At 36.2% G+C, this 21,651-nt stretch carries 15 protein-coding genes; 13 read left to right on the top strand and 2 right to left on the bottom strand.

The window, feature by feature from the left end; all coding sequences use genetic code 11:
- Nucleotides 1-14 precede the first annotated feature (14 nt).
- The 8 genes from nusA to pckA all read left to right on the top strand — a co-directional run bounded on the left by nusA (nt 15) and on the right by pckA (nt 13,939).
- Nucleotides 15-1,250: a transcription termination factor NusA gene (gene nusA, locus EGH73_RS11655; protein ID WP_123281983.1), complete on the top strand. Its 1,236-nt coding sequence runs from the start codon at nt 15-17 to the stop codon at nt 1,248-1,250.
- A 104-nt stretch (nt 1,251-1,354) separates the two neighbouring features.
- Nucleotides 1,355-4,210, top strand: coding sequence for a translation initiation factor IF-2 (gene infB / locus EGH73_RS11660; protein ID WP_123281984.1), 2,856 nt, complete (start codon nt 1,355-1,357; stop codon nt 4,208-4,210).
- A gap of 353 nt (nt 4,211-4,563) precedes the next feature.
- Nucleotides 4,564-6,483 (top strand): putative porin, encoded by a 1,920-nt coding sequence (locus tag EGH73_RS11665; RefSeq protein WP_123281985.1) that lies wholly within the window; start codon nt 4,564-4,566, stop codon nt 6,481-6,483.
- 209 nt (nt 6,484-6,692) lie between these two features.
- Nucleotides 6,693-8,267: a bacillithiol biosynthesis cysteine-adding enzyme BshC gene (bshC, locus tag EGH73_RS11670; RefSeq protein ID WP_123281986.1), complete on the top strand. Its 1,575-nt coding sequence runs from the start codon at nt 6,693-6,695 to the stop codon at nt 8,265-8,267.
- Nucleotides 8,268-8,304: 37 nt separating this feature from the next.
- The gene (locus tag EGH73_RS11675) at nt 8,305-10,293 is read left to right on the top strand and encodes a LysM peptidoglycan-binding domain-containing protein (RefSeq protein ID WP_123281987.1); all 1,989 of its coding nucleotides are present in this window, start codon (nt 8,305-8,307) and stop codon (nt 10,291-10,293) included.
- Nucleotides 10,294-10,417: 124 nt separating this feature from the next.
- A complete protein-coding gene (fabD, locus tag EGH73_RS11680) occupies nt 10,418-11,293 on the top strand; it encodes an ACP S-malonyltransferase (RefSeq protein WP_089769700.1) in 876 nt (291 codons plus the stop codon).
- 11 nt (nt 11,294-11,304) lie between these two features.
- Nucleotides 11,305-12,207 (top strand): GYDIA family GHMP kinase, encoded by a 903-nt coding sequence (locus EGH73_RS11685; RefSeq protein ID WP_123281988.1) that lies wholly within the window; start codon nt 11,305-11,307, stop codon nt 12,205-12,207.
- A 118-nt stretch (nt 12,208-12,325) separates the two neighbouring features.
- Nucleotides 12,326-13,939: a phosphoenolpyruvate carboxykinase (ATP) gene (gene pckA, locus EGH73_RS11690; protein WP_123281989.1), complete on the top strand. Its 1,614-nt coding sequence runs from the start codon at nt 12,326-12,328 to the stop codon at nt 13,937-13,939.
- 87 nt (nt 13,940-14,026) lie between these two features.
- On the opposite strand, the gene EGH73_RS11695 is transcribed toward pckA, so the two are convergent.
- Nucleotides 14,027-14,665, bottom strand: coding sequence for an MBL fold metallo-hydrolase (locus EGH73_RS11695; RefSeq protein WP_123281990.1), 639 nt, complete (start codon nt 14,663-14,665; stop codon nt 14,027-14,029).
- Between the two features lie 70 nt (nt 14,666-14,735).
- Here EGH73_RS11695 and EGH73_RS11700 point away from each other — a divergent pair, with 70 nt between their 5' ends.
- Both EGH73_RS11700 and EGH73_RS11705 read left to right on the top strand, forming a co-directional pair.
- Nucleotides 14,736-15,947 carry a type IX secretion system plug protein gene (locus tag EGH73_RS11700; protein WP_123281991.1) on the top strand — a complete coding sequence of 404 codons (1,212 nt, stop codon included), beginning with the start codon at nt 14,736-14,738 and terminating at the stop codon, nt 15,945-15,947.
- 38 nt (nt 15,948-15,985) lie between these two features.
- On the top strand, nt 15,986-16,279 hold the full coding sequence (locus EGH73_RS11705; protein ID WP_123281992.1) for a GNAT family N-acetyltransferase: 294 nt from the start codon (nt 15,986-15,988) through the stop codon (nt 16,277-16,279).
- A 78-nt stretch (nt 16,280-16,357) separates the two neighbouring features.
- Here the strand turns inward: EGH73_RS11705 and rho are convergent, their stop codons facing one another.
- Nucleotides 16,358-18,127, bottom strand: a complete 1,770-nt coding sequence (gene rho / locus EGH73_RS11710) for a transcription termination factor Rho (protein ID WP_123281993.1) — start codon at nt 18,125-18,127, stop codon at nt 16,358-16,360.
- Nucleotides 18,128-18,304: 177 nt separating this feature from the next.
- Between rho and EGH73_RS11715 the strand changes: the two genes are divergently transcribed.
- From EGH73_RS11715 to EGH73_RS11725, 3 genes are all read left to right on the top strand, one after another.
- A complete protein-coding gene (locus tag EGH73_RS11715; protein ID WP_123281994.1) occupies nt 18,305-18,694 on the top strand; it encodes a DUF4293 family protein in 390 nt (129 codons plus the stop codon).
- Nucleotides 18,695-18,826: 132 nt separating this feature from the next.
- Nucleotides 18,827-19,753 (top strand): M28 family peptidase, encoded by a 927-nt coding sequence (locus EGH73_RS11720; RefSeq protein WP_123281995.1) that lies wholly within the window; start codon nt 18,827-18,829, stop codon nt 19,751-19,753.
- Between the two features lie 56 nt (nt 19,754-19,809).
- Nucleotides 19,810-21,648: an ABC transporter ATP-binding protein gene (locus EGH73_RS11725; protein ID WP_123281996.1), complete on the top strand. Its 1,839-nt coding sequence runs from the start codon at nt 19,810-19,812 to the stop codon at nt 21,646-21,648.
- Nucleotides 21,649-21,651: the final 3 nt, after the last annotated feature.

Consider the following 21,651-nt stretch of genomic DNA (forward strand, 5'->3'; position numbering starts at 1 on the left):
ATTTATAAATCAATATGGATAATTTAGCTTTAATAGAAGCCTTTGGTGATTTTAAAGAAATAAAAAATATAAGCAAAATCGATTTGATGGCGATTATCGAAGATTCGCTTAAGACGCTTTTGAGAAAAAGATATGACTCTGATGATCATTTTGATGTTATTGTAAACCCGGATAAAGGAGACTTCCAAATCTTCCTAAACAAAACAATTGTGGAAGATGAGATGTCTGAAGATGATGATCTAGAAATCGAAATCTCTGAAGTTAGAAAAATAGATCCTACATTTGAAGTTGGTGAAGAGTACACTCAGGAAATTCCCGTTTCTAAATTGGGTAGGAGAAATATCCTTACACTAAAGCAGATTTTGGCAACCAAAATCCAGGAGCATTTCAATGCAACCCTGTACGAGCAGTTCCGCGATAAAATTGGTGAGTTGATTGTTGGAGAGGTGCATCATATCCGTCATAAGCACGTAATTTTGCTTGATGATGAAGGCAATGAATTTATCCTGCCAAAGGAAAATCAAATTCCTTCAGATTTCTTCAAAAAGGGAGATAATGTGAGAGCAATTGTGGAAAGTGTAGATTTCCGAGGGTCAAAACCTCAAATCATTGTTTCCAGAACCGCGCCAAAATTCTTAGAAGAGCTATTGGAGCTGGAGATTCCAGAAATTCAGGACGGAACTATTATCCTGAAAAAGGTAGTCAGAATCCCGGGTGAAAAGGCGAAAATTGCTGTAGATGCGTATGATGACAGAATTGATCCTGTAGGAGCTTGTGTTGGAGTTAAAGGTTCTAGAATTCACGGTGTTGTAAGAGAACTGAGAAACGAAAACATAGATGTCATTCAGTGGTCTAAAAATCCTGAGATTCTTGTAAAGAGAGCTTTGGGAAATATTACCATCAATAAAATTGAGGTTAATCAGGAAACTAATTACGCGTTAGTTTATACGCCTGTTGATGAGATTTCTAAAGTCATTGGTAAGCAGGGTCAGAATATTAAGCTGGCATCTTGGTTATCTGGTTTTGAGATTGATGTTTACAGGGAAACGACCGAAGATGATGATGTTGAATTGGTAGAATTTGCGGACGAAATCGAATCTTGGATTATTGACGAGTTTAAAAAAGTTGGTCTGAATACTGCAAGAAGCGTTCTAGATAAAGATACAGAAGCATTGTTGAATATTGTTGATCTTGAGGAGGAAACTATAGAAGAAGTTAAAAGTATTCTGAAAGAAGAACTCGAGGGATAATTTATATATTGAATTTTCAAAAATTCTGAAACTAAATTTTAATAAAAAGAAAAATAAAAGCTTGAAAGCTTAAAACGCTAAAAGCCAAAAGCAAATTGATATTTATGCCAAAAATAAGATTAAATAAAGCCGTTAAAGAACTAAACATTTCTATACCTAGAGCTGTGGAATATCTCCAGAGTAAAGGGATAGCTGTGGATAGTAATCCTAACGCTCTATTGGAAGAACAGGCATTTTCTGCATTAGAAGCTGAGTTCCGAAAAGATGGAGAACAGAGAAAAGCTTCTCATGAGGTTGTGATTTCTAAAGTTCCTGATGAAAAATTAGCAATTGAGGAAAAAGCGCCTGAGGTTATAAGAGCCAAAGCAAACCTGAAACCTGAAACCAAAGTTTTAGGTAAAATAGATCTGGACTCTAAAAAGCCGGTAGAAACACCAGCTGTTAAAGAGGAACCGATTCAGCAAAAAGAAGAGCCTAAAGAGGAAGCTCCAATAAAAGAAGTTCCAAAAAAAGAGGAAAGACAGGAGTTCAAAGTTTTGGGTAATATTGATCTTACCAAAGTTGAAGGAAATAAACCAAGACCTTCTAAAAAAGAAGAAGAATCTAAACCAGTCCCAGCAGCTCAGCCAGAGCCTAAAAAAGAAGTGATTGCTGAAAAGCCCGTACAGCAGGAGAAGCCTGCAGTTCAGGAAAATGATGAGCCTCAAAAAATTGAGACGGTTTATCAAAAGCTAGACGGTCCTAAGATTCTGAAAGAAACTGTCGATCTTTCGCAGTTTAACAAGCCTAAATCCAGCTCTAACAATAATGCTGCGAAGAAAAAAAGAAAGCGTATAACCAAAGATACGCCCGGTCAGAATAATGCCGGACAAAATAATAATCAGCAAGGCGGAGGCAACAGACAAGGACAAGGAGGAAATAATAATCGTCCGCAAGGTCAGGGACGAAACAACCAAGGTGGAAACCGTGGTGGAAATAATAACAACCGACCTGGAAATAATAATAACCGAGGTGGTAATAATAGAGGACAAGCTCGTACAATGCCTGTTGAGCTTACAGATGAGCAAGTAAAAAATCAAATTAAAGAAACTTTAGAAAAACTGACTAACAAAGGAGGTAAATCTAAAGGCTCTAAACATAGAAAAGAAAAAAGAACTTGGAGAAGGGAACAAGATGAACTTCAGCAGGAAATGGACGCTCAGGACAGAACACTGAAAGTAACTGAATTTATCACTGTAAGCGAGTTAGCTTCATTGATGAATGTAAGTGCAACAGAGGTGATTTCCGCTTGTTTCTCTCTTGGAGTTATGGTAACGATGAACCAAAGATTAGAGGCAGACACGTTAATGCTTGTTGCAGATGAATTTGGTTATAAAATCGAATTTTCGGATGCTGATATCGAAGAAGCTGCTGCTGAAGAAGAACCAGATGCCGAAGAAGATTTGCTTCCAAGAGCACCTATAGTTACAGTAATGGGACACGTAGACCACGGTAAGACTTCATTGCTGGATTATGTTAGAAAAACTAACGTAATCGCTGGTGAATCCGGAGGGATTACTCAGCATATTGGTGCTTATAATGTAAAATTGGAAAACGGACAAAGGATTACTTTCCTTGATACGCCAGGTCACGAAGCCTTTACAGCGATGAGAGCGAGAGGTGCTCAAGTTACCGATATTGCGATTATTGTGGTGGCTGCCGATGATGATGTAATGCCACAAACCAAGGAAGCAATTGCCCACGCACAGGCTGCTGGTGTGCCAATGATTATCGCTATCAATAAAGTGGATAAACCCAATGCCAATCCGGATAAAATCCGTGAGCAACTTTCTGCAATGAATGTTCTTGTAGAAGAATGGGGTGGAAATGTTCAGGCACAGGAAATTTCTGCTAAATTTGGTAATAATGTTGATTTATTGCTAGAAAAAGTCCTTTTACAAGCGGAATTATTAGAATTAAAATCTAATCCAAATAAACAGGCTAGTGGGGTAGTGATTGAAGCTGCTTTAGATAAAGGACGTGGATATGTAGCAACGATGTTGGTTCAGAGTGGTACTTTGAAAGTAGGAGATTATGTACTTGCAGGTAAAAACCACGGAAAAGTAAAAGCAATGCTAGACGAACGTGGACGATCTATGGAAAAAGCGGGACCTTCTATTCCTGTCACAATTCTTGGTCTGGATGGTGCGCCGACAGCTGGTGATAAATTCAGAGTTTTTGCGGATGAGAAAGAGGCGAAAACAATTGCCAATAAGAGAGAACAATTGCAACGTGAGCAGTCCATCAGAACTAAAAAACATCTTACATTGGATGAGATAGGACGTCGTATCGCTTTAGGTGACTTCAAAGAGTTGAATATCATTCTTAAAGGTGACGTGGATGGATCTGTAGAGGCATTGTCTGATCAGCTTCAGAGATTATCTACTGAAGAAATTCAGGTCAATATTCTCCACAAAGGCGTTGGTCAGATTACAGAAAGTGATATCTTGCTAGCTGCAGCTTCGGATGCAATTGTGATTGGATTTAATGTTAGAGCAAGTGTAAATGCTAAAGATATTGCAGACAAGGAAGAAGTAGAGATCAGAACTTACTCCATTATCTATAAAGCTATTGATGAAGTAAAAGAAGCAATGGAAGGTTTACTATCTCCAGAAATTCAGGAGCAGGTTGTAGGTAACGTTGAGATTCGTGAAGTATTTAGGATTTCTAAAGTTGGTTCCATCGCAGGATGTATGGTTCTTACAGGTAAGGTAACGAGAAATTCCAAAATCAGACTACTTCGAGATGGAATTGTTAAATTTGACGGAGAGCTGGAAAGCTTAAAACGATACAAGGATGATGTGAAAGAAGTGACCAAAGGTTACGAATGTGGACTTAATTTGAAAGGCTATAATGATATAGAAGTGGGAGATATTCTGGAAGTCTATGAAGAGGTAGCTGTAAAGAAAAAATTGAAATAGTTATTAAGTTAATAATAAAACCGCTAATGTATTAGCGGTTTTTTTTATTTATTTTATTTGTAATAATTCTAAATAAATTATTAAAATTATTAAATTTTAAATTACCTTTCCGATGTTAAGTATGATGTATATAATTTTACAATAATAAAATTGTTAATAATGAAAAATAAAATTAATTTTTTAAACGAAAAATACAACGTTATTTAGGAATTGCCATAGAGTTCGTAATTCATTTTTTGTGATGTTAATTTTTTTTAACATATTTGTACATTATATTTTACATAATCCAGCCCCGCAATCCGCGGGGTTTTTTATTACAGGATTATTAGTACTTTTGTACTCAAATTTCCTTGATGAAATATTTATCGATTATATTCATTGTTTTTGGTGTTTTTGTAAATGCCCAGCAAGTCAACAAAACAGATGCAAACAAAATATCCGACACGCTCAAAGTTGATTCTGGAGAAAAAGATTCTTTAGAGATCTACAAGCCTACAATCAATGATTATCTGGTTAAGAAAAGATTTTCTGAAAAGAAAGTTTTTGACACCACTTTTGCTATACAGAAATCATACATATTTTCACAGTACAACAAGAAGGATAATTTCGGAAAAATACAATATGCGAATATCGGATCGGGTTTTCAAAATTTGGTTTATGAAAAAAATACTGAACAAAATCTGACACTGCTTCCTGAGAACAAATCTTTTTTTATTTTGGGCGAGAATGATATCAATTACTACGATGTAAAAACGCCAACAACTACATTTTTCTACAATAATGCGATGAAAAATGGTGGCCAATTACAAACGACGTATACTCAGAATGTAGGCAAAAATTTCAACTTTGCAATAGAATATATGGGACTGAGGTCTCAGGGACTTTACAGAAATAGCTTGGCTTCCAGCAATAATACAGTTTTCAGCGCACATTATCTTTCTAAAAATAATAAATATGAGGCCTATGCGCATTACATTCATCAGAATGTCAATAACCAAGAGAATGGAGGAATTGCAGCTTTGGATGTTTTTTTAGGAGGTGATTCAAGATTCAATAACCGTCAAAATCTTGAAACTAATCTTTCGGGGGTAGAATCGAGATATGGTTATAGGAGGTATTATTTTAGCCAGGAGTTTTCTCCTTTCGATCCAGCGAAATATCCATTTAAACTGAGACATACCATTTTTCATCAGGGAAATAAATATTATTTCTCTGAGACATCAACCAATGTTGATTTCTTTGGGGGTACAGATATAACAGATTTTCCGTTAACAAATAAGAAGTTTTCCAACAATCTTAGCAACACCTTTAGTTTGGTCTGGGACAATGACAAATTTAAGCTGGATGCAGGTTTTCGCCATCAGACCATAGATTTTGGGAATAAAAATACGTTTCCTACACTCAATATTCCAGGTTATTTCAAAGAGCAGAGATTTGGCGCAGTTGGCAATTTACAAATCAAATTGTTAGATAAGATTGAACTCAAATCGTTCTTAGAAATTTCCAAAGGTTCAGAATTCGGGAACTATATCAAAACCACCAACGAATTGGATTTTGAACCAATCAAAGATTATTTGATAGAAGGACGAGTTAATTTCCAATCAGCTTATCCAAGCTTCAATTATCTTGTAAATTCTTCGCATTATCTTAATTATAACTATTATTTGCAAAATCCAAATAACGAAGCAGTTACCCAAATCGGTGGAACTTTGAAATTGGCAAAATGGTTCAACACACAATTATTTGTAGATTATTACAGGATCGATAATTACACTTATTTTGATAATTCAGCTAAGCCACAGCAGAGTTCATCTTCGCTCAATATTTCTCAGATTGGAGGCGAAACAACTTTGAAGTATGGCAAATTCAATTTCAACGGAAGAGTGCTTTTCCAAAAAGTTCTAAGCAATCAGGATTTGCTGCCTGTTCCTGATTTTGTGGGAAGAGTTAACATTTTTTATCAAGCTTCGGCCTTCAAAAAAGCAGCCACTATCCAGACAGGAATCAAAATTTATTATTTCACAAAATTTGCATCCAGAAACTATTCTCCTCTGCTGAATGAATACGTTTTGCCAGGAACCAACCCTTATTCGATTGGTGGTAGGCCAATTGCAGATGTCTATTTCAACATGAAAGTCAAAAGAATGTTTTTCTATCTGGAAGGCCAGCATATCAACCAGACCTTTATGCAGAACAAGTCATTTGCAGCACCAGATTACCCGATTTATGATTTTCGTCTGAACATAGGAATCGTGTGGTATCTTTTCCATTAATTTTGTTAGAATAATTATGGCAGCTTTATCCGTCTTCCACTCCCGCTTTTTTCTGAAAAAGCATCCGCATTTGCCGGTGGCAGTTTTTTCAGAAAAAGAGCTCCGTTCAAGCCGGGCTGCAAAGCGTACATAAAAATAATTGTTGTACATCAATAGAAGTTTAAAACTTTACGGACCTTGCGTTTAAAAATTTAAAAAGTACCAACCAAATGACCATCGGTTTCGAAAATATTGACAGCATTCCAAAATTGGTAAAAGACTTTCTTGGGCATAATCTGGAAGGATTTCAAGAAAAAATTTTTGACTTGGAGAACTTCAAAAATCAGATTACAGAAAAACAAAATTCTTATTCTGATAATAAAAGAGAAATTCTTTACAACACGATTTTTTCTCAGAATCAGGAAGAGCAGATGTCTCCGAAACAATTGAATTATCTGTTTTCTCTAAAAGATAAAAATACCTTTACCATCACCACAGGCCATCAGCTCAATCTCTTTACGGGTCCTGTTTTTTTTATTTATAAAATTTTGCAGACCATCAAAACTGCAGAGTTCTTAACATCCAATTTCCCAGAACATAATTTTGTTCCCGTTTTTTGGATGGCGACGGAAGATCACGATTTTGACGAAATCAATCATTTTAAAACCAGAGCGCATTATTACGAAATCAAAGGTAAAGCTGGCGGAGATGTTGGAAATATCAAAATCGATGATACTTTTTTTATTCAGGAGTTTGAGAAAGAATTCAAAGATCATCTCTATGGAACTGAACTGATTATGTGGATCAAAAATGCCTACAAAAAAGGTAAAACACATACACAGGCAATCCGATATCTGGTGAATCAATTGTTTTCGGATTACGGTTTGTTGACCATTGATGGAAACGAAAAAGAACTTAAAAATCAGGTTAAAGATATTTTCAGAAAAGAATTATTATCCAACAATCTTTTTGAAGCTACAAAACAACAAAGAGAATTTCTTGAAAAAGAATATCACAAAGTTCAGGTCAATCCAAGAGAAATCAATCTGTTTTATCTAACAGAAACCAGAAACCGAATCGAGAAAATAGGCAATGATTATTTCATTCTTGACACCGATTTGAAATTCTCAGAAGAAGAAATTCTCAATGAACTGGATAATCATCCTGAAAAATTTAGTCCCAATGCGGTTCTTCGTCCGGCTTATCAGGAAACGATTATGCCGAATCTGGCTTACGTTGGCGGAAACGCAGAAATTATGTATTGGATAGAGCTCAAAGATTATTTTGAATCCATTAATCTTCCTTTCCCAATTTTGATTCCAAGAAACTCGATGTTGTTTTTGGAAGAAAAAACTTTCAGAAAAATTGAAAACTCAGGCTTGAAAATCGAAGATTTCTTCGGGAATTTTGCTGAAGTCATCAATCAAAAAATATTAGACAACAACGAAATCAAAACACTTCTTGAAAAAAAAGAACAAGATTTGATTAATTCGTTTTCAGAAATAAAAACAAAGGCAGAACAAACAGATAAAACGTTTGTAAACCTTGTTAATGCAGAGGAAACTCGACAATTAAAATCATTCAAAAGAATGCAAAAACGCCTTCTGAAAGCGGAGAAAATAAAACAATCGGAGAAGTTTAATCAGATGCAGAATTTATTTTTGAAAGTTCATCCGGGCGGGACTTGGCAGGAAAGAGTATTCAATTTCAGCGTGTTCTACGCAGATTTTGGCAAACAATGGATTGCCGACAGTTATCAGTTAATGGATGTTCAAAAATCGGAACTGATAATTTCGGCAATTTAATCTGAAAGCATTATTTTTGTAACATTATATAAAAAGGATGATTAAAAAGATTTTCATTTTATCAGGACTTATCGGCTTTTTAGGGCTTTCTGCTCAGAAAACGCATACCGTTGCGCCAAAGGAAACGCCTTATGGGATTTCTAAACAATATGGCTTAACAATTGATGAATTATACCGCCTTAATCCTTCCGCAAAGGAAAACGGACTGAAGATTGGGGATGTTGTCGTAGTTTCAAAAAGCGGAAGTGCTTCGAAATCTGTTGTTTCTGCACCTGCTGTGACTTCTGTAGCTAAAACAGGTAAAACAGGAACCATTACTTTACAGCCAAAGCAAACCATCTACGGTATTACAAAACAATATCAGATTTCTGAGTCCGAACTTAGAAAACTGAATCCTGAATTGGATTCTCATATGAAAATCGGTGACAAAATCATTTTGCCACTAGATAATCTTCAGAAATTTGGAGGTTCTGCACCTGCAACAGTTGTTCAAACGACAACAACGACTACGACGGAAAAACCTGCGGAAGTAAAAACAGTAACTAAAACTGAAACCACTTCTTCCGACAAAGGTTTATATGTTGTTCAAGCAAAAGACAATTATTATAAGATTTCGAGACAATTCAACCTGACTCAAAAGCAGTTATTCGCTTTGAATCCAGGATTGGAAACCACAGGTTTGAAACCGGGGGAAGCCATTAGAGTTTCTGATGCAAATACTATTTCTGTATCTTCAGAAGGTATTCAAGTTCAAGATAATTCTAATAGCAACTCAAGTTCTGCACCGGTAACGGAAACTACAAGATCTGTCCCAGCGAAAAACTCTTCTAACACATTGCCTGCCGAAGATGATTATGTGACTTACACCGTTCAGAATGGCGACACGATGTTCAGTATAATGAGCCGATTTAATGCGACATTGGATCAGTTGATGTCATTAAATCCAAATCTTGCAGACGGTTTGAAAGCAGGCATGACTTTGAAAATCAAGAAACAAGACCCGATGTATTCTAAGAAAAGCGGTGATGTTTTGAGTGTTGTTTTGATGTTGCCTTTCGGATATGATGCAAATGATGCCAAATACAGAACCATGTCTATGGATTTCTTGACGGGTGCAAAACTTGCTGCTGAGAGAAATGCAACTAACGGACAAAAACTGGACATCAAAGTTGTAGATGCAGGAAATGAAACGACTTTCAAAAATAGCCTTGCTCAATTGAATCCTGAAAATACAGACTTGATTGTTGGCCCTTTTTTCAAATCAAATGTTCTTGAAGTTCTGAGGTTCGTCAATGATAAAAAAATTCCTGTAGTTGCGCCATTTGCAAACTCAGAAGACCTTTTCGATTACAGTAATTTGATTATCATTGAAACAGAGAATTCGGTTTATTCAGACAGAATTGTGAAAGAAGTTGGTCAGGTTTATCAGGATCAAAAAATCTATATCGTTGCTGATAATTCTAAAGCTAATGCAAACGCGATTAAAGCAGGTTTAGAAAAATCTTTATCAAAACCTAATGTCGTTATTGTTAATTCTTCATCAGAAATTCAGTTAGAAAATAATATGATGACGGGACAATCAGTTCCTGTGATTGCTATTTTAGCTGATGATGACGAATCGGCAGGTTCTGCATTTGCATCAAAGGTTATTGCTCTTGGAAAACAGACAGAAGGCGTGAAAGCGTTCAGTATGTTCTACAGCCCAAGTTTTGAAAAAAATGTAGATGACCTTTCGAAAGCGAGTTTGGTTTATCTAATGGATAGAAAAATCAATTATGACGGAGATTTCGAAAAAGAAATTCTTGCAGCTTACAAAGGCAAATATTGTAAAACGCCTTCAAAATATGCCGTAATCGGTTTTGATGTGATGAATGATATGCTGACGAGAGAAAACAAAAAAGGAGAAATTTTCAAACAAATCGGTAAATCTCAAACACAGCTGGCTACAAAATTCGAATTTGTAAAAGCAAAACCAAATGGCGCTTACATTAACAACGGTTACAGAGTTGTGAGATTGATGCAATAATTATAGTTGATAAGCGATGGATGATAACTGATTCAGGATTCGCTTTGACATTAGAGAGAAAATAAAATTTAAAAACATTGATGGTATAATCATTTATTATTCATCAATTATTATTTATAAATATATGAAAGCACTTGTATTTCCTGGGCAGGGTTCACAGTTTGTCGGGATGGGAAAAGAACTTTACGATTCCCGAAAAGACGTGAAAGACCTGATGGATTCTGCCAATGATATTCTTGGTTTTGATATCGTTTCGGTGATGTTCAACGGAACGGACGAAGATCTTAAAAAAACCAGCGTAACTCAGCCAGCTATTTTCCTACACTCGGTTGCTGCTGTAAAAGTAGCGAATGGTTTGGGCGCAGAGATGGTTGCCGGACATTCTTTGGGCGAATTTTCCGCGTTGGTTGCTAACGGCGTTTTATCTTTCGAAGACGGATTGAAATTGGTTTCCGAAAGAGCACAAGCAATGCAAATGGCTTGCGATATCAATCCAAGTTCGATGGCTGCAATCCTTGGATTAGAAGATACCAAAGTTGAAGAAATCTGTGCAGAAATCGAAGGAATTGTAGTTCCTGCAAATTACAATTGTCCTGGGCAATTGGTGATTTCCGGAGAAACAGCAGCTGTTGAGAAAGCTTGTGAAGCTTTGAAAGCGGCTGGTGCAAAAAGAGCTTTATTACTACCTGTAAATGGCGCTTTCCATTCACCATTGATGATGCCTGCTCAAGAGAGATTGGCTGCAGCGATAGAGAAAACCAAATTCCGTAAAGCAACAATTCCGGTTTACCAGAACATCACAACTACTGCAGTTTCTGACCCGGAAGAAATCAAGAAAAATTTGATTGCTCAATTGACTGGTCCTGTAAAATGGACTCAAAGTGTGCAAAATATGATAAAAGACGGAGCAACCAATTTTATAGAAGTTGGACCTGGAAAAACGCTTCAAGGTTTGATTAAAAAAATTAATCCTGAAGTAAGTGTTGCATCTGCAATATAAATAATCAACAAATGAGCAGGATATTTTCACCGGGCAAGTTAATGCTTACCTCAGAATATGTTGCTGTTGATGGCGCTCTTGTTCTAGCTATTCCAACAAAGCTGGGACAAGAGCTTTTTTATACAGAGAATGAAAACCAAAAGTCATTGATTTTTTGGGAAGCTTATCATCAGAATCAATTATGGTTAAAGGCTACAATTGATTATAAAAATTGGAAAATCCTTGAAACCAATGATTCCAAAGCTTCAGAATTCATTCTTAAAACGCTCAAAAATGTTCAGAATCTTTCTGAAATCAAACTGAAAAGCGATACTTCTTATCACGTCAAAACCAACCTTCAATTTCCTTCAGATTTTGGATTAGGAAGCAGTTCTACCTTGATGAATAATCTTGCAGAATGGGCAAATATCGACCCTTTTATTCTTAATGAAATCAGTTTAGGAGGAAGTGGTTATGATGTTGCGGTTGCCAAAGAAAAATCTGCAGTTCTTTACAGTCGTTTTCCTGAAAGAGTTTATGAAACGATTGATTTTCAACCGAATTTCAAAGATGAGTTGATTTTCATTCATCTCAATCAAAAACAAGATACGCGGGAGGGAATTTCTCATTACAGATCCATGCCAACTTCAACGGAATTAATCAATGATTATTCTGAATTAACCAAAAAGATTGTCAATAGTCAAAATTTGGAAGAATTTTCACAGTTAATGACAATTCACGAGCAAAAACTGTCTGATTTTCTCGGAACTCCAACTGTGAAAGAAAAATATTTCCAAGATTGTCCAAGTTTTGTCAAAAGTTTGGGAGCTTGGGGAGGAGATTTCGTCCTTGCATCCAAATTTGGAGATTATCAAGACTATTTCAAACAGCGTGGTTTTTCCAAAATATTTTCTTGGAAATGTTTAATAAATTGATTATCAATTAATTATAAATTTTATTTAAACTGATGAATGTCAGTTTATAAATGCATTGATAATTCGCTGATATTTTTACATTTGTCGCAACACCCTTAATCTTCAAAAAAAATTAAAAATGGACAAGTTAAAATCTTATCTTGAACGTCAAGGTATTTTCAATCCGAAAGAGATTATCCACAATCCAACTTACGAAGAAATTTTCCAAGCAGAGATGGATCCTAATAATTCCGGATTTGCTAAAGGCGTTCTGACAAAGTCGGGAGCTGTGGCTGTAAAAACAGGAATTTTTACCGGCAGGTCTCCGAAAGACAGATATATTGTAAAAGACAATATCACTCAGGATACGATTTGGTGGGACGGGAACATCAATCGTCCAACTACAGTCGAAGTTTTTGATGAATTAAAAGACATTGTAACCAAAGACCTTTCGGGCGACAGAATCTATGTTATCGATACCTATTGTGGTTCGAACGAAGACACGAGACTGAAAGTGAGGTTCGTTACAAAAGTGGCTTGGCAAGCTCATTTTGTGATGAATATGTTCATTCGTCCTTCTCATTACGATCTTCAAAATTATGGTGAACCAGATTTTGTGGTGATCAATTCTTCCGAATCTGTAAACCCCAATTGGGAACAACACGAACTTAATTCCGAAGTGTTTGTAATGTTCGATTTGACCAAGAAAATGCAGATTATCGGAGGAACTTGGTACGGCGGAGAAATGAAGAAAGGAATGTTCTCTATTATGAATTATTATCTTCCTCTGAAAGGAATGGCTTCTATGCATTGTTCAGCAAACGTAGGTGAGGAGGGAGATGTAGCAGTTTTCTTTGGACTTTCCGGTACTGGAAAAACAACGCTTTCTGCAGACCCAAAACGTTACCTAATTGGTGACGATGAGCACGGCTGGGATAACAACGGTGTTTTCAATTACGAAGGTGGTTGCTATGCCAAGGTGATTGACTTGAGCAAAGAAAAAGAACCAGATATCTATGGTGCCATTAGAAGGGATGCATTGCTGGAAAATGTGGTAACGGATGATGAAGGCAACGTAGATTATGCCGACGGTTCGATTACAGAGAATACAAGAGTTTCGTACCCTATTTATTATATTAGCAAAATTGTTTTACCTTCCAAGGCTGGTCACGCGAGTAAGATCATTTATTTGTCAGCCGATGCATTCGGGGTTTTGCCTCCGGTTTCTATATTGACGGATAAACAGGCGCAATATCACTTCCTTTGTGGCTATACATCAAAATTAGCAGGAACTGAAAGAGGCATTACAGAACCAACGCCTTCTTTTTCACCGGCATTTGGAGAAGCATTTTTGACATTGCATCCAACGATGTATTCCAAAACATTAATTGGAAAAATGAAGCAACACGGCGCGAAAGCTTATTTGGTAAACACAGGCTGGAACGGAACCGGAAAGAGAATTTCTCTGAAAGATACAAGAGCGATTATCGATGCAATTATTGATGGAAGTATTGATAAAGCTGATACGAACAAAGTTCCTGTAATGAATCTGGAATTCCCAGTTGCATTGCCGAATGTTTCTGAAAACATACTTGACCCAAGAGATACTTATGAGAATAATTCGGATTGGGAAGCTAAAGCGAAAGATTTGGCTGCGAGATATATTAAGTATTTTGAGCAATTTACTGATAATGAAGAAGCCTTGGAATTGGTTTCCTCCGGCCCGATTTTGTCTGAAATTCATCAGGACTAAAAAAATAGGAACGCTTCCGGAATTGGAAGCGTTTTTTTTGCAAAAAGGCTTCCAGAGCTTTAGCCTTATAACGCATAATTCTTATTATTATTTCAAAAAAGGATTATGTTCCTTTTCAAAACCAATAGATGTTGGTTCTCCGTGTCCGCTGTAGACTTTTGTATGATCTGGTAAAGTCAGTAATTTAGTTTTGATGCTGGAGATCAGTTGGTCATAATCACCTTTGTAAAGATCGGTTCTGCCAATGCTCATCATAAACAATGCATCACCGGAAATCACAAATCCATTATTTTGATTATAAAAAGCCACGCTTCCCGGCGAATGTCCCGGAACATCATAGATTTCGATAGTTTCGGAGCCTAACATCAGTGTTTCCCCTTCTTTAATGTTTTGAAGTTCTCCTTTAAAAGCTGGAAAGAAAAAACCATAGTTCTTTGCGGTGAAAGACGCTCTGTCAAGAATTTCCATTTCGTCAGGGTGAATCAGGACAGGAACACTAAACATATCATAAGCCCATTGTAAACCGATAATATGATCGATATGAGCGTGTGTGAGCAAAATATTTTTCACTTTAAGTTCATTCGTTTTGATGAAACTATGCAAAGTTTGGGTTTCTGCTTCCGGCATATTTCCAGCATCTATAAGAAAAGCTTCCTTTTCATCGTTATAAATGATGTATGTATTCTCGGAAAAAGGATTAAAGGTAAGGGATTTTACGTGCAACATTCTTTTAAATTTAGATGTAAAAATATAAAACATTAACTTAGCCTAATAAACTTTTTACAATTATCAGCGGATGAAGTTATTCAAGATATTAACTGTTTTTTTGAGCATTTCTATTTTTTCTCAGGAAATCAGGAGTGTTCAGGTTTTTAACCCTAAAACCAATGATGAAACGCCTGTTATTGCGATGGGTGAACAACTAATCCTGAGATTTGACGATCTCTCCAACAGCAGCCAGTTATATCGCTATACATTAAAACACTACAGCCGAAATTGGGAAGATGACGGACTTTTCTTCACAGAATTTGCTAATGGAAGTATGAATGCGTTGATTGAGAATTTCCAATATTCTTTCAATACTTATCAGAAATATACACATTACGAATTAGCTTTCCCGAATGAAAAAATTCAGCCAAAAATCTCAGGTAACTATGAGATTATTGTTTACAAAGATTCTCAGGAAAAACCTTTGTTTACAAGAAGATTTTGTATCTATGAAGATGGCGCTAATTTAGGCATCAATGTAAGCAGGTTTATGGACGCGAAAAATCCGGATCTAAAGCAGCGATTAGAAATCCAGGCTGTAGGAAATGGTGCGGGAATTACTAATAATCTTTCTTCTATCACCCTCAATGTCATTCAGAATAATAACTGGAATATCGCACTCCGAAATCTTAGGGCCAGTTCCACTATGGGAAATAAACTGTTGTTCCAGCAGCTGAATCTGGCTTTTCCCGGCAATAATGAATTCTATTATTTTGATAACAAGGTGATTAATCAGGCAATGGATATGGTTGCCGGAACAGAAAATATTGAAGGCAGAAATTATACATATCTTCATCCGGTTTGGGCTTATCCCGGGGATTACCAGTACCAGCCAGATGTGAATGGTGCTTTTTATTTCCGTAGGAATGATCTCGGAATCGAGAGAAATGCGAATCGTGAGGCAGATTATTCCTGGGTTTATTTCGCACTGGATAGTCAGAAATCAGATAAGGAATTTTATGTTTTGGGACTTTTTAACGACTACAAAGCGGACAAAACCAGCCAAATGCAATACGATGAAAAAGCACAGAAATACATCGCCAAAATATATCTGAAACAAGGTTTCTACAATTACATCATCGCAACAAAAGGTTCAGACGGAAAGCTGAATTACGGCGAAGTTAACGGGAATTTTTGGCAGACAGAAAACCTTTATCAGGCGTTTTTATATTATACACCTTTCGGAAGAAACTTCGATGGTTTGATTGGTTATGGAGAATTTAGAACACCTGTGAGGTAATTTGGAACAATTTTAGCTGATTATTTTAAAAAAAATTTATGGAACTTTTTTTTGAAAATCATAAATCCGGAAATGGTGGTTTTATCACAATGAAAAATCCTCACGAAGAAATAGGAAGATTGACTTATACGATTGTTCCGGAACTAAAAAAAATAATCGTTAGCTACGTAATGGTTTTTCCAAAATTTGAAGGTCAGGGACTGGGAAAAAAATTGGTTGAAAATTCTGTGGAATTTGCCAGAAAAAATGGTTGGACAATCAAAGCTCACTGTTCTTATGCTCACGCAGTTCTAAGCAGAAAGGCAGATGTAGAAGACGTTTTCGTGGCTTAAAAATAAAATTTTTACCGTGGTAATACTAAAGTTACGGCTCGCAATTGCGAGCCGAGCTTTTTTTATTTAATTTGAAAATTATCTGTTCATAGACATAAGGAATTCTTCATTGTTCCGCGTTCCCTGCATTTGTTTCTGAACAAATTCCATTGCTTCCAAAGGATTCATATCTGCGAGATATTTTCTCATAATCCACATCCGTTGCTGGGTGGCTTCATCCTGAAGAAGGTCATCTCTTCTGGTACTGGAGGATACCAAATCCACAGCTGGATAGATACGTTTATTGGCAATTCTTCTGTCCAGTTGCAGTTCCATATTTCCCGTTCCTTTAAACTCTTCGAAGATTACTTCGTCCATTTTGGAACCTGTATCAATCAAAGCAGTTGCGATGATTGTCAAAGAACCTCCATTTTCGATTTTTCTAGCTGCTCCGAAGAAACGTTTAGGTCTGTGAAGAGCGTTTGCATCCACACCTCCGGAAAGAATTTTTCCAGAAGCCGGCGTTACAGTGTTGTAAGCTCTTGCCAAACGCGTGATAGAATCCAAAAGAATCACAACATCGTGGCCACATTCTACCATTCTTTGCGCTTTTGATAATACCAAATTCGCCACTTTTACGTGCTTATCTGCTGCTTCATCAAATGTAGAAGCAATTACTTCTGCATTCACACTTCTTTGCATATCTGTAACTTCCTCTGGTCTTTCATCGATTAGAAGAACCATCATATAAGCTTCAGGATGATTGGCAGAAATGGCGTTAGCGATATCTTTTAGTAAAATTGTTTTACCGGTTTTAGGTTGTGCAACAATCATTGCTCTTTGTCCTTTTCCGATGGGCGCAAATAAATCTACGATTCTAGTAGAAAGTGTAGAATTTTTACCTGCCAAATTGAATTTTTCCTGAGGAAAAAGTGGTGTCAAGAACTCAAAAGCAACTCTGTCTTTGATGAAAGCTAAATCTCTTCCGTTAACTTCTGTAGGTTTTTGAAGAGAGAAATATTTTTCACCTTCTTTTGGCAATCTCACGATTCCTTTTACAGTGTCACCCGTTTTTAGTCCGTAATTTCTGATCTGATTGGTAGAAACATAAACATCATCCGGAGAAGAAATATAACTGAAGTCTGAAGAGCGGAGAAATCCGTAGTTATCCGGTAGAATTTCCAAAACGCCTTCAATCGTAACGATACCATCAAAATTGAATTCCTTTTTAGGAGCTTCAACTGGCTGCTGCGTTTCGGTAGGTTGATTATTTTGTTGCGAATAATTGTGTTGAGACTGATTTGACTGCTGTTGTGGTCTCTGCACCTTTTGCTGACCTTTATTTTGATTAGCCTTTTGTTGTTGATTGTTCTGCTGCTGATTCTGATTTTTTGGTCTTGAATGCTCAGTTTTTTCTTCAACTTGCGAAGTTTCAGCTTGAGGCGTGTCAGTATTCTTAACTTCTGTTTTTTCTTGGCTGATTCTTGCTCTTTGTTTTTTCTTTGCAGGATTTTGAGGTTTAGCATCCTCATTAGCTTTTTCTTCTTTCACAGGTTTTTCTGTTTCAGAATTTTCTAGATCTGCTGGCTTTTCTTCCTGTTTTTCAGCTGATTTTTCAGCGGGTTTCCGGCCTCTTTTTTTTGGAGCAGGGCTATCTTCCTTCGGAGTTTCGTCGGGAGTGTTATTCATATTTTCATTGTTGGCGTTCAGATAATCTTTGATAACCTTCGGGTTAGAAGCCTGATAATCAAGGATTGCAAAAATAGTTTCTTCGGGAGTACTTTTTTTTGTCAGTTTAACGCCTAAATCTTTAGAAAGTTTAGCCAATTCCTCATCGGATTTGGACCTTAGCGTTTCGATATTAAACATATAATCGTAAAAAGGGTAATTTTTATTTGTGTATCTGATAAGAATGAAAACCAGGAGGTTATCATTTTTAAAAAAGGTAATTACAATGCAAATCTACATTAATTTTTGAATTAAGCAAAAATTATTTTATTTTTGTAACCTATTGATAAGCTTTATATCAAGGATTTACCACTGAAGATGTTACAAAGAATACAGACAGTCTGGATATTTTTAGCCGTTTTAGGAGCCGTTTTCCTAAATATCACTGCGCAGGATTTTGATGTTCTGGGAGCCTATCTCACCATTAATGTTTCCACAGTCATATTAATTTTATTCGGGGTTTTAAGTATTTTTAGTTTCAGAAACAGAAAAAGACAGATTTTGCTGAACAACATCAGCATCATTATAAACGCTTTGTTGATTGGTCTTTTGGCGTATTGGCTGCTAAACTTATCCGGAGGAATTTCTATTCCTGAGAAGGGTATTGAGCCGGTTTTTCCATTCCTTTCTATAGTTTGTTTGCTGCTTGCAAATATGTATATCAGAAAAGATGAGAGGCTCGTAAAATCTGTAGACAGACTACGATAGACCTAGCGACGATTTTTTTGAGTGAGAACAGCTTCCTTTTTTGGAGGCTGTTTTTTTTATGCCTTCAAAGTAACAAGTTGCTAGATGAAAATACTTATTCTTAATTAACTTTACAAAATTAACCATAAAATTATGAAAAAATCTGGTGTTATTTTTCTTTTGATGTTACCATTAGTCGTGTTTTCGCAGGATATTTCCAAAGAAAGAATTGTAAATATTGTTTCAACTTTAGCTTCAGACGAAATGAAAGGCAGAAAGTTCGGAACGCAAGAAAATGATAGAGCTGCAGAATATATCGCTTCTGAATTCAAAAAAAATAATTTGGATTACTGTTTTGGAGATTCTTATTTGATTCCCTTTGAATATAAAGGAAAGAAAGGTTACAATGTTTGTGCTCTCAAGAAAGGTAAATCACAGGAAAGTTTAGCTTATTCGGCTCATTTTGATCATATCGGAACTAACAATAAAGAAGGCGATAATATCTACAACGGCGCAGATGATGATGCAAGTGGTGTTGCCACCGTGATTGGTTTGGCAGATTATTTCAAAGATAAAAAGACAGATTATTCGATGGTTTTCATGGCTTTCAATGCAGAAGAGATTGGATTGGTGGGCTCCAGAGCTTTATCGGAAAATCAAAACTTGAGTCCTGTTTTCGATAATATCAAAGCGCTTTTCAATTTCGAAATGCTGGCTACAGAATCTCAGTTCGGAAAAAATGCGGTGTTTATGACAGGCGATGAATTCTCTGATTTTGATGAATTGATTAATGCCAGCGCAGTGAACGGGTTGAAAGTTTATCCAGATCCATATCAAGGTCAGCAATTATTTTACAGGTCAGACAATGTCAATTTTGTTAAGAAAAAGATCGTCGCTCATTCTATTTCAACGGTAGATATGAATAAAGCAATGCATTATCACGCTGTGAATGATGATATTAATATTGTTGATGCAGATAATCTGACGAACATCATCAATAATTTTGCGAAGACGATTGAAAAATTGAACACGAAAAATTTCCAGCCGAAGTATAACGATAAAGTAAAATACGATTTCTAACGTCTTGATAAAGTAAACTATTTATTTTCCGTAATTTCGCATTTCAATTTTTTTCAATGAATTTATATCGACGAATTCTAAAATTTGCCAGTCCGCATCAGAAATATATCTACGCCAGTTTATTTTTTAATATTCTGTATTCTGTATTTCAAATTGCATCTTTAGGAACCATTTTACCGGTTTTAGGTATGTTGTTCGGAAGTGTAAAAATGGACGCCAATATTGTAAAACCAGTCTACGACGGCGATATCACCAACTTCTTCGGCTATGTGAAAGAATATTCTTATTATTTCATACAATCAGAAGTTAATGAAAGAGGTGCTTTGACGGTTTTGGCTTGGCTTTGTGTCATCACGGCATTTACATTTTTATTGAGAAATATTTTCCGATATTTTGGTGCCTATCTTTTGATTTTTTACAGAGTGGGCGTTACCAAAGATTTGAGAAGTGCCATGTATAATAAAGTTCTGGCTCTGCCTGTTTCCTTTTTTACAGAACAGAGAAAAGGCGATATGATGTCCAGAATGTCCAATGATGTTGGCGAAGTTGAAAATAATATTTTAGGAAGTTTGGTGGATCTTATCAACTCACCTTTTATGCTAATCAGTACCTTGGTGACATTATTTTATTTAAGTCCTCAATTAACGTTATTTAGTTTGATTGTCTTGCCAATAATGGGTACAATGATTTCGTTAATTGGGAAAAGCCTTAAAAAAGATTCTCACGAAGCGCAACACGAATTGGGAAATATTTTTTCTATTGTTGATGAAACTTTGAAGTCTTCTAAAATCATCAAAATCTTCAATGCAGAAAAATTATTGAGTAACAGATTTACCAATTCAATGTCAAAATGGATTAGTAATTCCGTAAGTCTTGGTCGTAAAAAAGAATTAGCTTCGCCGATGAGTGAGTTTCTTGGCGCTGTTACTTTCTTGATTATCACCTGGTACGGAGGGAAAGAAATCATCGTGAATCAAAGTATTCGTCCAGAAGATTTCTTGGTTTTCTTAGGGATATTTTTCCAAATTCTTCCTCCAATCAAGAGTTTGTCATCATCCATTTCTAATGTTCAAAAAGCAGAAGCGTCTTTGGTAAGAGTAATGGAAATTTTAGACGCTGATGTTCGTGTGGATGAGATTGCTAATCCAGTTCCAATCCACGATTTCAAGTCTGAAATTAATTTCAAAGATGTTGGTTTCTACTATAATCAGGATAGAACAATTATTAAAAATTTCGAACTTAAAATTCCGAAAGGAAAAACGGTTGCCCTCGTTGGACAAAGTGGAAGTGGAAAAACAACAATTGCCAATCTTCTGGCACGCTTCTATGATGTAACCGAAGGAAGTATCGAAATTGATGGAGAGAATATCAAAAATCTTAATTTAAAAGATTATCGCTCTCTTCTGGGAATGGTAACGCAGGAATCTGTTCTTTTCAATGATACGGTTTACAACAACATTGCAATGGGTAAAGAGAATGCGACGAGAGAAGAAATTATCGAAGCTTCGAAAATTGCCAATGCCCATCAATTCATAGAAAGTCTCCCAGAAGGTTATGATACCAATATTGGAGATGATGGAAACAAACTTTCCGGTGGACAGAAACAGCGGGTTTCTATTGCGAGAGCGGTTCTTAAAAATCCGCCAATTATGATTCTCGATGAGGCAACTTCTGCGTTGGATACAGAGTCAGAAAGATATGTTCAGGACGCATTGGAAAAAATGATGGAAAACAGAACATCTTTGGTAATAGCACATCGATTATCGACGATTCAGAAAGCGGATCATATTGTCGTGATGGAAAAAGGTGACATTATAGAGCAAGGTTCTCATCAGGATTTGATGGAAAAAGATGGAACTTACAGAAAGTTGGTTGAGCTCCAGAATTTTGATTAATTT

This window comes from Epilithonimonas hominis, from assembly GCF_003730015.1.
Lineage (GTDB): Bacteria > Bacteroidota > Bacteroidia > Flavobacteriales > Weeksellaceae > Epilithonimonas > Epilithonimonas hominis.